12 protein-coding genes and 3 tRNA genes are annotated in these 13,437 nt (G+C 68.5%); 9 read left to right on the top strand and 6 right to left on the bottom strand.

Going from position 1 to position 13,437, the window contains the following annotated elements; all coding sequences use genetic code 11:
* Positions 1-32: 32 nt before the first annotated feature.
* Positions 33-1,046, top strand: coding sequence for a 3-isopropylmalate dehydrogenase (locus ACFWPA_RS08245; protein WP_378569968.1), 1,014 nt, complete (start codon positions 33-35; stop codon positions 1,044-1,046).
* Between the two features lie 235 nt (positions 1,047-1,281).
* Here the strand turns inward: ACFWPA_RS08245 and ACFWPA_RS08240 are convergent, their stop codons facing one another.
* Positions 1,282-2,481 (bottom strand): MFS transporter, encoded by a 1,200-nt coding sequence (locus ACFWPA_RS08240; RefSeq protein WP_378506569.1) that lies wholly within the window; start codon positions 2,479-2,481, stop codon positions 1,282-1,284.
* Positions 2,482-2,557: 76 nt separating this feature from the next.
* On the opposite strand from ACFWPA_RS08240, the gene ACFWPA_RS08235 reads away from it, so the two are divergent.
* From ACFWPA_RS08235 to ACFWPA_RS08215, 5 genes are all read left to right on the top strand, one after another.
* Entirely contained in the window at positions 2,558-3,331 is a 774-nt protein-coding gene (locus tag ACFWPA_RS08235; RefSeq protein WP_378506570.1) for a fumarylacetoacetate hydrolase family protein, read from the top strand.
* 87 nt (positions 3,332-3,418) lie between these two features.
* Positions 3,419-4,891 (top strand): glutamate--tRNA ligase, encoded by a 1,473-nt coding sequence (gltX, locus tag ACFWPA_RS08230; RefSeq protein WP_378569967.1) that lies wholly within the window; start codon positions 3,419-3,421, stop codon positions 4,889-4,891.
* 139 nt (positions 4,892-5,030) lie between these two features.
* Positions 5,031-5,102: transfer RNA gene (locus tag ACFWPA_RS08225), tRNA-Gln, on the top strand.
* A gap of 86 nt (positions 5,103-5,188) precedes the next feature.
* Positions 5,189-5,264: transfer RNA gene (locus ACFWPA_RS08220), tRNA-Glu, on the top strand.
* Positions 5,265-5,294: 30 nt separating this feature from the next.
* Positions 5,295-5,367: transfer RNA gene (locus tag ACFWPA_RS08215), tRNA-Glu, on the top strand.
* A 58-nt stretch (positions 5,368-5,425) separates the two neighbouring features.
* On the opposite strand, the gene ACFWPA_RS08210 is transcribed toward ACFWPA_RS08215, so the two are convergent.
* From ACFWPA_RS08210 to ACFWPA_RS08200, 3 genes are all read right to left on the bottom strand, one after another.
* Complete coding sequence (locus tag ACFWPA_RS08210; protein ID WP_378506572.1) at positions 5,426-5,593, bottom strand: DUF5302 domain-containing protein; 168 nt, start codon at positions 5,591-5,593, stop codon at positions 5,426-5,428.
* Positions 5,594-5,714: 121 nt separating this feature from the next.
* Complete coding sequence (locus ACFWPA_RS08205; protein ID WP_378506573.1) at positions 5,715-6,212, bottom strand: PPOX class F420-dependent oxidoreductase; 498 nt, start codon at positions 6,210-6,212, stop codon at positions 5,715-5,717.
* A gap of 100 nt (positions 6,213-6,312) precedes the next feature.
* Positions 6,313-7,032, bottom strand: a complete 720-nt coding sequence (locus tag ACFWPA_RS08200) for an IclR family transcriptional regulator (protein ID WP_378506574.1) — start codon at positions 7,030-7,032, stop codon at positions 6,313-6,315.
* Positions 7,033-7,191: 159 nt separating this feature from the next.
* Here ACFWPA_RS08200 and leuC point away from each other — a divergent pair, with 159 nt between their 5' ends.
* The 3 genes from leuC to ACFWPA_RS08185 all read left to right on the top strand — a co-directional run bounded on the left by leuC (position 7,192) and on the right by ACFWPA_RS08185 (position 10,141).
* A complete protein-coding gene (gene leuC, locus ACFWPA_RS08195; RefSeq protein WP_378506745.1) occupies positions 7,192-8,625 on the top strand; it encodes a 3-isopropylmalate dehydratase large subunit in 1,434 nt (477 codons plus the stop codon).
* Positions 8,626-8,653: 28 nt separating this feature from the next.
* Complete coding sequence (gene leuD, locus ACFWPA_RS08190; RefSeq protein WP_378506575.1) at positions 8,654-9,268, top strand: 3-isopropylmalate dehydratase small subunit; 615 nt, start codon at positions 8,654-8,656, stop codon at positions 9,266-9,268.
* 153 nt (positions 9,269-9,421) lie between these two features.
* On the top strand, positions 9,422-10,141 hold the full coding sequence (locus tag ACFWPA_RS08185; protein ID WP_378506576.1) for an HU family DNA-binding protein: 720 nt from the start codon (positions 9,422-9,424) through the stop codon (positions 10,139-10,141).
* A 68-nt stretch (positions 10,142-10,209) separates the two neighbouring features.
* Here the strand turns inward: ACFWPA_RS08185 and ACFWPA_RS08180 are convergent, their stop codons facing one another.
* The gene (locus ACFWPA_RS08180) at positions 10,210-11,154 is read right to left on the bottom strand and encodes an NUDIX domain-containing protein (RefSeq protein WP_378506577.1); all 945 of its coding nucleotides are present in this window, start codon (positions 11,152-11,154) and stop codon (positions 10,210-10,212) included.
* A gap of 28 nt (positions 11,155-11,182) precedes the next feature.
* Positions 11,183-13,348 (bottom strand): RNA degradosome polyphosphate kinase, encoded by a 2,166-nt coding sequence (locus ACFWPA_RS08175; protein WP_378569976.1) that lies wholly within the window; start codon positions 13,346-13,348, stop codon positions 11,183-11,185.
* Positions 13,349-13,437 lie beyond the last annotated feature (89 nt).

Raw genomic sequence — 13,437 nt, 5'->3', positions numbered from 1 at the left:
ACCCCCAGTAGCTACGAGAAGAGAGTGTGTTCATGAAGCTTGCGGTCATCCCCGGTGACGGCATCGGTGTCGAGGTCACGGCCGAGGCGCTGAAGGTGCTGCGGAAGCTGGTTCCCGACGTGGAGACCACCGAGTTCGATCTCGGTGCCAAGCGGTACAACGAGACCGGCGACCTGCTGCCGGACGCGGAGCTGGAGTCGATCCGTCAGCACGACGCGATTCTGCTCGGCGCGATCGGTGATCCGCGGTACGTTGCCCCCGGCATCCTCGAGCGTGGCCTGCTGCTGAACATGCGCTTCCTGCTCGACCACCACGTGAACCTGCGCCCGGCCCGCACCTACCCGGAGTCGACGTCGCCGCTGGCCGCGAACCCGGACATCGATTTCCTCGTCGTCCGGGAGGGCACCGAGGGGCCGTACACCGGCAACGGTGGCTCGATCCGGGTCGGCACCCCGCACGAGGTCGCCACCGAGGTGTCGGTCAACACCTGGTTCGGTGCCGAGCGCGTCGTCCGCGCCGCCTACGAGCTGGCGCAGAAGCGTCGCAAGCATCTGACGCTGATCCACAAGACGAACGTGCTCTCCAACGCGGGCCGCATCTGGACCCGCGCGATGGAGCAGGTCGGCGCCGAGTACCCGGACGTCGAGACCGCGTACTGCCACATCGACGCCGCGACGATCTACATGGTCACCGACCCGGCGCGGTTCGATGTGATCGTCACCGACAACCTGTTCGGCGACATCATCACCGACCTGGCAGGCGCGGTCACCGGCGGTATCGGCCTCGCCGCGAGCGCCAACATCGACGCCTCCGGCACCAACCCGTCGATGTTCGAACCCGTGCACGGGTCGGCCCCCGACATTGCGGGCCAGGGCATCGCCGACCCGACCGCGGCGATCCTGTCGGCTGCGATGCTGTTGCGCCATCTCGGTCGCGAGGACGACGCGGCGCGGATCGAGCGCGCGGTCGAGGCCGATCTCGCTGCCCGTGGCGACGCGCCGATCGTCACGACCGACGTCGGCGACCGGATCGCGGCCGCGGTCTAGTACGCGCCACACACGCGCCCGCGAGCCGTCCGGCTCGCGGGCGCGTGTGTGTCTGTGGACCGGTCGTCCGAGGCCGGTTCAGCCGAGCGAACGTGCCGTTCATTCGACCAGATCGACTGAACGCTTCCGTTCAGTCGATCAGATCGAGCGGATGATCCGTTCACTCGGGCGGTGTGGAGCGGATGGGCCCGGTGGTCCGATCGTCGGGACGGTGCGCGCGCCTCGGCCGGGCGGATCAGGTGCGGGCGGGGTGGTGGGTGGGGACCAGGGGTGCCGCGGCGGCGGGCATCAGGGCGGCGACAGCGAACGCGGCGGGGAACCCGATCACGCCGATGACCGCGCCGAAGACCGGGCCGACGGCCGCCGCGGCGATGAACTGTCCGGTGTTCTGGATGCCCAGTGCCCGGCCGCTCCAGTAGGGTCCCGCGATCTCGGCGACCGCGGTGAACGCGAGACCGTTCGGAGCGACGGTGGTCACCGACGCGACGACCAACAGTGCAACGGCGACCGGGGACCCGGTTGCCGCTGCCGCCGCCAGGGCGAGCATCGACACCGAGACGGCCAGTGCGACCGTCCGCAGGGGGCGCAGTCGGCTGCCGACCCGGTCGGACCAGACGCCGGCGGCGACGCGTCCCGCCGCGCCGAGGAACTGTGCGGCGGTGATGACGATGCCCGCGGACGACTCCGACCACCCCCGGTCGGTCACCAGCCAGACCAGGGCGTAGGTCCACACGACGTACTGCGGGACCACCAGCAGGATCGAGGTGGCGTGGATGCGTTGCAGCGTGCCGGTCGTCCGGTACGGGTTGGCGAGCAGGCCGAGGTCGGCGGCGTCACCGGGCGCGGGCCGCGGCGGATCCGCGATCCAGATCGCGCATGCCGCGGCCGCCAGCGCACACGCCGCGGCGGGGAAGGCCAGCGCCCAGCCGATGCCGTGATCGCGGGCCAGGACCGGGACGGTCATCGCGGCGACCGCGACACCGAGCGGCAGCGACATCTGGCGGATGCCCATCGCGAGTCCGCGCTGGTGGGGCGGGAACCAGCCGACGACGACGCGTCCACTGGCGGCGTTGGCCGCGGCGGCCGCTGCGCCGCCGAACGCCAGCAGCACCGCGAGTGCGGGCAGGGCCGTGACGACGGTGGCGGCGGTGGTGGACGCGGCGGCCAGCGCCAGCCCGGCGGCCAGGACGACGCGCTCGCCGTATCGGTCGGCCAGCGCGCCCCAGGCGACCAGGGTCAGCATCACGCCGACGATCGGTGCCGACGCGAGCGTGCCGGCCTGCGCGAGGGTGAGGCCGTACTCGTCGTGCAGCGTGGGGATCAGGAACGCGGTCCCGTTCACCAGGACCGCCTGCGCGGCCTGGGCGGCGACGCCGAGCCCGAGCATCGCCGCGCGGCGCGTGGTGCTGACGGTGTGCTGCGCGGTATCGGTCATGACGTCACGCTACGACCGTGCTTCTCATGTAGTGAAATTGATGTCCCAAAATATGGAATAGGTCTAGGATTCGGGCATGCGCCTAGGTCGAATTGCCAGCCCGGATGGGGTCGCCTTCGTCTCGATCGAGGGGGAGGGGGACGCGCGCACGGCGAAGGAGATCGCCGAGCATCCGTTCGGCACCCCGACGTTCACCGGCCGCAGTTGGCCCCTCGCGGACGTGCGCCTGCTCGCCCCGATCCTCGCGAGCAAGGTGATCTGCATCGGCAAGAACTACGCCGCGCACGCCGCCGAGATGGGCGGCGAGGCGCCCGCCGATCCGGTCATCTTCCTCAAGCCCAACACCGCGATCGTCGGCCCCGGCGCACCGATCGTGCTGCCGCCGAGTTCCAGCGAGGTCCACCACGAGGGTGAGCTGGCCATTGTCATCGGCCGCCCCTGCAAGGATGTGCCCGCGGCGAAGGCGCTCGACGTGGTGCTCGGCTACACCGTCGCCAACGACGTGTCCGCGCGTGACCATCAGCGCCACGACGGCCAGTGGACCCGGGCGAAGGGGCACGACACGTTCTGCCCGTTGGGGCCGTGGATCGAGACCACCCTCGACGCCTCCGACGTCGAGATCCGCACCGAGGTGAACGGCGAACTCAGGCAGCGCAGCCGCACTTCGCTACTGCTGCACGATATTCCGAAGATCATCGAGTGGATCTCGGCGGTCATGACGCTGCTGCCGGGCGACGTCATCCTGACCGGAACACCGGAAGGCGTCGGGCCGATCGTCGCGGGCGACAGCGTCAGCGTGACCGTCGAGGGGATTGGGACGCTCACCAACCCCGTCGTCGCGAAAGGCTGATCGGGCGGCCCGACGGTGCGGGGGAGGACTAATCTGGGAGGGACCCGCGGTCTCAACGAGACCGTCCTCCTCCAACCCAAGTGAGCCATGACCACCAGCGAAGTGCGCGTCCGTTTCTGTCCGTCTCCCACTGGAACCCCGCACGTCGGGCTCGTCCGCACCGCCCTGTTCAACTGGGCGTACGCGCGGCATCACGGCGGCAAGTTCGTCTTCCGCATCGAGGACACCGACGCGGCGCGCGACTCGGAGGAGTCGTACCAGGCGATCCTCGACGCGCTGCGGTGGCTCGGCCTGACCTGGGACGAGGGCCCCGAGGTCGGGGGGCCGCACGAGCCGTACCGGCAGTCGCAGCGCCGCGATCTGCACCTCGAGGTCGTCGCGAAGCTGGTCGAGGCGGGCGAGGCATACGAGTCCTTCTCGACGCCGGAGGAGGTGGAGGCGCGGCATCACGCGGCAGGCCGCGACCCCAAGCTCGGGTACGACAACTTTGACCGCACCCTGACCGAGGAGCAGCGGGAGCTGTACCGGTCCGAGGGGCGTAAGCCGGTGATCCGGTTGCGCATGCCCGACCACGACCTGACCTGGGTGGACCTGGTCCGCGGTGAGACGACGTTCAAGGCGGGCACGGTCCCGGACTTCGCGCTCACCCGTGGCAACGGCATCCCGCTCTACACGCTCGTGAACCCCGTTGACGACGCGCTGATGAAGATCACCCATGTGCTGCGCGGCGAGGACCTGCTGTCGTCGACGCCGCGGCAGCTCGCGCTGTACGAGGCGTTGCGGCGCATCGGTGTCGCCGATTTCACACCGGAGTTCGGGCACCTGCCGTTCGTGATGGGGCAGGGCAACAAGAAGCTGTCCAAGCGGGATCCCGAGTCGAATCTCTTCATTCACCGCGACCGCGGCTTCCTCCCCGAGGGGCTGCTGAACTACCTGGCCCTGCTCGGCTGGAGCATCGCCGACGACCGCGACGTCTTCTCGCTCGACGAGATGGTCGCGGCCTTCGACATCGCGAAGGTCAACTCCAATCCCGCGCGGTTCGACCAGAAGAAGGCCGACGCGATCAACGCCGAGCACATTCGGTTGCTCGACTCCGCGGACTTCGCGGCCCGGCTCCGCGCGTACCTGACCGCGCACGGTCACCCCGTCGACGCCGTGACGGCCGAGCAGTTCGACACCGCCGCGGAGCTCGTGCAGACCCGCATCGTGGTGTTGTCGGACGCCTGGGACCTGCTCAAGTTCCTGTTCGTCCCCGACGCCGACTTCGCGATCGACGAGGCCGCCGCAGCGAAGAACCTGGGCGCCGACGCGGCGCCGGTGCTGGATGCGACCATCGCCGCACTGGACGGGCTCGGCGCGTGGGCGACCGCCGACCTCGAGGCCGCCCTCAAGGCCGCGCTGATCGACGGTTTGGAGCTCAAGCCGCGCAAGGCGTTTGCTCCGGTGCGGGTCGCGCTGACCGGGTCGCACATCAGCCCGCCGCTGTACGAGTCGATGGAGCTGCTGGGCCGCGAGAAGACCCTCGGCCGCCTGCTGGCGGCCCGCGCGAGCATCGTCTGACCCTCCGCCGGCTGGTCGGGTGGCTCAGATTGGGCTCCTGACCAGCCGATTTGGAGAATGGCGGGTGGGCTTTGCTAAAGTTCTCCTCGGTTCGAACGACAGCAACCGCCGCGCAGCGGAGGCCGTCGGGAGAAGCCATTGGGGTATGGTGTAATTGGCAACACAGCTGATTCTGGTTCAGCCATTCTAGGTTCGAGTCCTGGTACCCCAGCGGAAATTCGGTGAGTGTTCACTGTGCTGTTTCGACAGCACAGCGGCCGTTCGCCGGGTTGCCATGCAGTACACGGCACGTTCCCTGGCCCCGTCGTCTAGCGGCCTAGGACGCCGCCCTCTCAAGGCGGTAGCGCGGGTTCAAATCCCGTCGGGGCTACCACGGAGAGCGTGCCGATCGTCTGCAAGTCCTGGCCCCGTCGTCTAGCGGCCTAGGACGCCGCCCTCTCAAGGCGGTAGCGCGGGTTCAAATCCCGTCGGGGCTACAAAACGAAAGACCCTCCGGTATCCGGAGGGTCTTTCGTCGTTGGACGGGAACGTCCGTCAGCCGCTCTTGCGGCGGAACTCACGCTTGTGGTCGGCGGGGCCATGCGAGTTGTGAATCTTGGAATCGCCTGCCGGTGCGTTGCCGTGCATCGAGTGCTGATGACTCTTGCGCTCGAGTGCCTCCCGGAACTGCTCCTTGATGTGTTCACTCTCGGATTCGGTCACGGTGCGGTCCTCCTCGATCGTCGATCTCCGGTGGATGGGGTCGCACCGTGACCGTACCGCGCCGACGTGCCCCCGTCGCGGCAATATTTCGCGGCACGGATGCGGTCGGGCGGGGGCGGTGTCAGAGAAATTCGGCGGTGCTGCCGCCGAGCGGCATCGACGGCAGGCCGAGCTTGCGGTGGTCCCACGACCGCACTCGGTCCGGCTTCACCCGCACCGCGACTCGCTTGTTGAGCATCATCTCGATCGCGGGATCGACGTCCTTGCGGTACGGGCCGGTGTACCGCTCCCAGATGCTCACGCCGACGGACCACAGGGCGTCGGGATCCTCGACGATCTCGGCGGTGCCCTCGAACGAGACGCCGCGCAGGGTGTCGTAGGTGTGGCCGTCCTCGATCATCACCGTGATGCGGTTGTCGCGGCGCAGGTTCACCGCCTTCTGCGACTTCGCCTTCGTCTCGAACCACACTTCGCCGTCGATGATCGCGTACCACATGGCAATCAGGTGGGGTGCGCCGTGCGGGCCGATGGTGGCCATCGTTGCGACGCGGCTGTGTTCGACGAACTCGGTGATCTCGGCGTCGGTCATCGTGACCTGTGCCCGCTGGTTGGTGCCCACTGCGACGGTCCTCCGGTTTCGGATTTTCTGGAACGTGTTCTCACGCAGCACTGTGCCACGTGGGTGTCCGCCGGGGGAGGGGATGGGCGCCGAATCCCACTCAGAGGCGCTTGTGCAGCGCTTCCGCGGCGGCGAGCAGGTCCGCCGCCCACCTGGCGCCGGGGCGTCTGCCCATCCGGTCGATCGGTCCGGACACCGAGATCGCCGCGACGACGCTCCCGGTGCGGTCGCGGACCGGGGCGGCGACGCTGGCCACGCCGGGTTCGCGTTCGGCCGCGCTCTGGGCCCACCCTCGTTTGCGTACCTCGGTGAGGACCCGCTCGCTGAACAGGGCATCGGGGAGCACGCTGCGTTGGACCTGTGGATCCGACCAGGCGAGAAGCACTTTGGCGCCGGATCCCGCGGTCATGGGCAGCCGGGCGCCGACGAGCACGGTGTCGCGAAGGCCGGTGGGCGGCTCCATCGACGCGACGCAGACCCGCTGCACCCCTTCGCGTCGATAGAGTTGCACGCTCTCGCCGGTGATCTCACGCAGTCGCGGCAGCACCAGGGCGGCCGCCTCGAGCAGATTGTCGTGTGCGGTCGGTGCCAGTTCCGCCAGGCCGGGGCCCGGGCGCCACAGGCCGTCCGCGTCGCGCGCGAGCAGTCGGTGCACCTCGAGGCCGACGGCGAGGCGGTGCGCCGTCGCACGGGGGAGGCCGGTGCGCGTGCACAGCTCCCCGAGAGTGCACGGCGCCTCCGCGACGGCGTGCAGGACCGACATCGCCTTGTCGAGAACCCCGATGCCGCTGACCGCCTCGGGAACGCTATGCTTTCTCATAGGTCGATATTATGCGTCTCGCATTCTGAGATTCCTAATCGGACACTCTCGCGGGATGTGCACGGCAGGACGATGGCAACGACCACGAACCGAGAGATGATGGAGGTCGGATCCTCGGCGGGCCAGCCCATAACCCGCGAGCCGACCGATCACGAAGAGGTGGAGAACATGGCCAGCAGAGGGCGCACTCTTGCGGAGAAGGTGTGGGACGACCATGTCGTCGTCCGGGGCGAAGGGGAGGGCTCGGCGCGTCAGCCCGACCTGATCTACATCGACCTGCACCTCGTGCACGAGGTCACCAGCCCGCAGGCGTTCGACGGACTTCGGTTGGCCGGACGGCAGCTTCGTCGTCCGGACCTGACGATCGCGACCGAGGACCACAACGTCCCGACCGTCGACATCGATCAGCCGATCGCCGATCCCGTTTCGAGACTTCAGGTCGACACGTTGCGACGCAACTGTGAGGAGTTCGGGGTCCGGTTGCACCCGATGGGTGACCTGGACCAGGGCATCGTGCACGTCGTCGGTCCGCAGCTGGGGCTGACCCAGCCCGGCATGACGGTCGTCTGCGGCGACAGCCACACCTCCACGCACGGCGCCTTCGGTGCTCTGGCAATGGGAATCGGCACCAGCGAGGTCGAGCACGTGATGGCGACGCAGACCCTGTCGCTGCGCCCGTTCAAGACGATGGCCATCACGGTCGACGGTGAGATGGCCGATGGTGTCACGAGCAAGGACCTGATTCTCGCCGTGATCGCGAAGATCGGTACCGGTGGGGGGCAGGGCTACGTGCTCGAGTACCGCGGTGAGGCGATCCGCAAGCTCTCGATGGAAGCCCGAATGACGATCTGCAACATGTCGATCGAGGCGGGCGCGCGGGCCGGGATGATTGCACCCGACGAGATCACCTACGAGTTCGTCAAGGGGCGTCCGCACGCCCCGACCGGCGCGGACTGGGATGCCGCGGTTGCCGCGTGGAGCGAGCTGAAGACCGACGACGATGCGGTTTTCGACGCCGAGGTCCACATCGACGCGTCGGCGCTGACCCCCTTCGTCACGTGGGGAACCAACCCGGGCCAGGGTGCTCCGCTGGGGGAGCGGGTGCCGAACCCGGAGGACATCGTCGACGAGAGCGACCGCGCGGCAGCCGAGAAGGCCCTGGCCTACATGGGGCTGGAGGCGGGCACGCCGCTCCGCGAGGTCTCCGTCGACACCGTCTTCGTCGGTTCGTGCACCAATGGGCGGATCGAGGATCTGCGTGCGGTCGCGGGAGTTCTCAAGGGCCGCAAGGTTGCCGACGGGGTCCGCATGCTGATCGTTCCCGGTTCGATGCGGGTGCGGGCCGAGGCTGAGGCGGAGGGGCTCGGTGAGATCTTCACGGCAGCAGGGGCGCAGTGGCGTCAGGCCGGCTGCTCGATGTGCCTTGGCATGAACCCGGACCAGCTCGCCTCGGGTGAGCGCTCGGCGTCGACGTCGAATCGAAACTTCGAAGGCAGGCAGGGCAAGGGCGGTCGCACCCATCTGGTTTCGCCGCTCGTCGCCGCCGCAACCGCGGTGCGCGGGACGCTGTCGGCGCCGGCGGACCTCGACTAGAGACTCGGAACAGGTAGGAGATATTTCGATGGAAGCCTTCACCACTCACAAGGGCATCGGCGTCCCGCTGCGACGGTCCAATGTCGACACCGATCAGATCATTCCCGCGGTGTACCTAAAGCGCGTCACGCGTAGTGGTTTCGAGGACGGGCTGTTTGCCGGCTGGCGTGCCGATCCCGGATTCATCCTGAACCTCGCCCCGTACGACAAGGGCACCGTACTGGTAGCGGGACCGGACTTCGGCACCGGCTCCTCCCGTGAGCACGCGGTGTGGGCGCTGTCGGACTACGGATTCCGGGTCGTCATCGCATCGAGGTTCGCGGACATCTTCCGTGGCAACGCGGGCAAGGCCGGTCTGCTGGCCGCTCAGGTGGAGCAGTCCGACGTCGAACTGCTCTGGAAGGCGCTCGAGGAGCAGCCCGGTCTGGAAATTGTCGTGGATCTCACGTCGCGCACGGTGAGTGCTGGAAGTCTGGTGGTGCCCTTTGCCATTGACGACTACACGCGCTGGCGTCTGCTGGAGGGACTCGACGACATCGGATTGACGTTGCGCCAGGTAGACGCGATTTCCGAGTTCGAAAAGTCAAGGCCGTCATGGAAACCGACCACCCTTCCGGCCCGGGTCGACGGCAGCGACGGGTAGGGGCGCTAAGCACATCGGACGCCGGAAATGGGTAGCCACGCCGCTGAGAGAGGCATGAGAATTGGCGTGGCACATAGACTCTTGCCCATTTCCGGTTTACCGTGTTTGCTAGTCGGTCCGTCAATGGGCCATTGGTTTGCGGAGGAACATCCAATGAACAAAGCAGAGCTCATTGATCAGCTGACCGAACGGTTGGAGTCTGATCGTCGTAGCGCCACCGATGCGGTCGAGCACATCGTCGACATCATCGTCCGCGCGGTGCACGCCGGCGAGAACGTCACCATCACCGGCTTCGGTGTCTTCGAGCAGCGTCGTCGTGCGGCGCGGGTCGCGCGTAACCCGCGCACCGGTGAGACCGTCAAGGTTAAGCCGACGTCGGTGCCTGCCTTCCGCCCTGGCGCCCAGTTCAAGTCCGTCATCGCAGGAAAGCAGAAGCTGCCCGCGTCCGGCCCGGCCGTGAAGCGTGGTGCGGCCGCCGCGGCTCCCGCGAAGAAGGCCGCCGCGAAGAAGACGGCGGCGAAGAAGGCCGCGCCCGCCAAGAAGGCCGCCGCGGCGAAGAAGGCCACGGCCACCAAGGCGACGGCCGCGAAGAAGACCACCGCAGCCAAGAAGGCCGCCCCCGCCAAGAAGGTCACCGCGGCGAAGAAGGCCACGGCCACCAAGGCGACGGCCGCGAAGAAGACCACCGCAGCCAAGAAGGCCGCCCCCGCCAAGAAGGCCACGGCCACCAAGGCGACGGCCGCGAAGAAGACCACCGCCGCCAAGAAGGCCGCCCCCGCCAAGAAGGCGACCGCAGCCAAGAAGGCCGCCCCCGCGAAGAAGGCACCGGCCAAGAAGGCCCCCGCGAAGAAGACCACCGCCCGCAAGCGGTAGGCCTCGACGCACGGAAGAGGGGGACGACGGGCAACCGTCGTCCCCCTCTTCTTTCGTGTCAGTGCCGTTCAGGCCTCGGGGAGGGCGCTGTCGACATGGTTCGCGTCCACCAGTCGGCCCCCGGACATCGACAGCACCCAGGTGCTGCCCTTTCGATTGCGCGCGGCGGGGAGGGTGACACCGTCACGATCGGCCCAGCGCTGCAACAGATCGGGGATGACCCGGCCCTGGCTGCAGATCACCTGGACCCCGCCGCGGGCCGCGATCTTGCGCACGAGGGACTGCGTCGTCGCCGGATCGTCCAGGTACGACTCCTCGGTCAGCGCCGGTTCCACCCCGATGCCGACCCCGAGGTCGCGGGCGAGGGGTTCGACGGTTTGCACACAGCGGACCCGGTCGGCGGCGTGGATCTCGGTGGCGCCGAAGGCCCGCAGCAGCGTCGAGAGCGCCTCGGCCTGCCCGCGCCCGACCTTGTCCAGGGGCCGCTGGGTGTCATCACCCTTGTATCGGGTGCGCCGACCCGCCTTCGCGTGCCGTACCAGCAGCACCGTTGTTGTGTCGGCGGGAACCTTGAGGAAGCGGCGGGTCACCTTGAGATCCACCGGGTACGACAGTGCGGCCGGAACGTCCTCGGGGGGGAGCCACCGCAGTTCGTCGACCTCGTCGTTGGGCACGAACAGGCCACCGCGCGCCTCGGCCGCCCAGTAGTCCACCCGCTTGCGTTTGCGATGTCCGGGTACCTCGTAGGCGACCCGGGTGACGTGCCTGCCCAGCTGGACCCTCAGGCCCGTCTCCTCCTCGACCTCGCGCAGCGCGGCAACCACCGGTGTCTCACCGGGATCGAGCTTGCCCTTAGGGAAGGACCAGTCGTCGTACTTGGGGCGGTGGATCAGGGCGATCTCGATCTCGTACGGGTTGGTGGGCGACTTTCGCCACAGCACCGCCCCCGCCGCGAAGATGTTCGCCTTGATCGACGTCGACCCGGCCTTCGGGCCATCCGACTTCGTGCTCACGGAGTTCCTCCTGTCGGGTGGTCGGGGCCTATGCCGTGCGGCCGCGTCGGCTGCACATCAGTTCCTCCTGATGCTCGCGCACCTGCTCGCCGCGGGCCGGGGACGCCGCCCAATGCCCGTCGGACTGCAGCACCCAGCACCGGGTCGTCGGGTCGAGCGCGGACTCGAAAATCTCGCCGAGTTGGCCGGTGAGGCGCGGATCCTTGACCTGGGCCATCACCTCGACCCGCCGATCGAGATTGCGGTGCATCATGTCGGCGCTGCCGATCCAGAACTCGCCAGCGCCCTCGAAGTGCATGATCCGGGAGTGCTCGAGGAACCGGCCGAGAATCGAACGGACCTCGATGTTCTCGCTCAGGCCCGGCACCCCCGGCCGCAGTGCGCAGATCCCGCGGACCACGACCCGGACCGGGACGCCCGCCTGCGAGGCGCGGTAGAGCGCGTCGATCACCTGTTCGTCGACGAGCGCGTTGGCCTTGAGTCGGATGCCCGCCGGTCGACCGGCCAACCGGTGCTCGATCTCGGCATGGATGCGAGCAACGATGCCGGCACGAACCCCGTGCGGGGCGACGAGAAGGTTGCGGTAGTTGGCCTTTCGGGAGTACCCCGTCAACGTGTTGAACAGGTCGGTCAGGTCGGCGCCGATCTCGGGGGCCGCGGTGAGCAGCCCCACGTCCTCGTAGAGTCGCGCGGTCTTCGGGTTGTAGTTGCCGGTGCCGATGTGGCAGTAGCGGCGGATTGTCGACCCCTCGCGCCGGACGACGAGGCAGGTCTTGCAGTGCGTCTTGAGTCCGACGAGTCCGTACACGACGTGCACGCCCGCCTGCTCCAACTTGCGTGCCCACTTGATGTTCGCCTGCTCGTCGAACCGGGCCTTGATCTCCACGAGCGCGACCACCTGCTTGCCCGCCTCGGCCGCGTCGATGAGCGCATTGACGATCGGGGAGTCGCCCGAGGTGCGGTACAGCGTCTGCTTGATGGCGAGCACCTGCGGGTCAGCGGCCGCCTGCTCGATGAACCGCTGCACGCTGGTCGAGAACGAGTCGTACGGATGGTGCACGAGGACGTCACCGTCGCGCAGCGTCGAGAAGACGCTCTTGGGTGTCTCGCGTTCGCCGAACGCCGGGTGGGTGGCGGGGACGAACGGGGCGTCCTTGAGCGCGGGCCGGTCGACGCCGTACACCTGCCACAGGCAGGACAGGTCGAGCAGGCCCGGCACCTGGATCACATCGCCGGGGTCGACGTCGAGTTCGCGCAGCAGCAGCTCGAGCATGTGGTCGGTCATGTCGTCCGCGACCTCGAGCCGGACCGGGGATCCGAAGCGGCGGCGGGCAAGTTCGCGTTCGAGGGCCTGCAGCAGGTCCTCGTCGCGGTCCTCCTCGACCTCGAAGTCGGCGTTGCGGGTGATCCGGAACGCGTGGTGCTCGACGATCTCCATGCCGGGGAACAGCACGTGCAGGTGCGCGGCGATCAGCGCCTCCATCGGCAGGAACGCGGGGATCGCCCCCGGTCCGTCAGCTCGGGTGACCCGGACGAAGCGGTCCACGTTGTCGGGCACCTTCACGCGGGCGAAGTGTTCGCCCCCGGTGGACGAATCCTTCACCGTCACCGCGAGGTTCAGGCTCAGCCCGCTGATGTAGGGGAACGGGTGGGCGGGATCGACGGCCAGCGGTGTCAGCACCGGGAAGACCTGGTCCCGGAAGTACTCGGAGAGCCGGCCTGCCTCGTCCTCGTCGAGGTCCGACCACCGGATGATCGAGATGCCCTGCCGCGCGAGCTGCGGGAGCACCTGGTCGAGGAAGGTGCGGGCGTGCAGTTCGGCGATCTCCTGGGTGCGTTCGCCGATCAGCGCCAACTGCTCGCGCGGGGTCAGCCCGTCGGCGGAGCGCACCGACAGCCCGGTCTCGTCGCGGCGCTTGAGCCCCGCGACGCGCACCATGTAGAACTCGTCGAGATTCGACGCGAAGATCGCGAGGAACTTGGCCCGCTCGAGCAGCGGAAGGGACGGGTCCTCCGCGAGCGCGAGAACCCGCGAATTGAAGTCGAGCCAGCTGAGTTCGCGGTTGAGGTAGCGATCGTCGGGGAGCGGCGCCACCGAACCGTCGACCGACCGGGGTGTCGCGGCGGGGGGCGCGGTCGGGATCACCGGGAGGTGTCCGGCGACGGGTGACGGGCCGAGGACCTCGCCGTCGATCGCCGTCTTCTTGGCCGTGTCGGGTCCCGCGCCTTCGCCGTTGCTCACGGCTCGATCATCCCCCAGATGGCGAGGAGGCGACAATCCGA

It is taken from the genome of Rhodococcus sp. NPDC058505 (assembly GCF_042720095.1).
GTDB lineage: Bacteria > Actinomycetota > Actinomycetes > Mycobacteriales > Mycobacteriaceae > Rhodococcus_G.
This window is presented reverse-complemented; position numbering and strand designations above follow the sequence as displayed.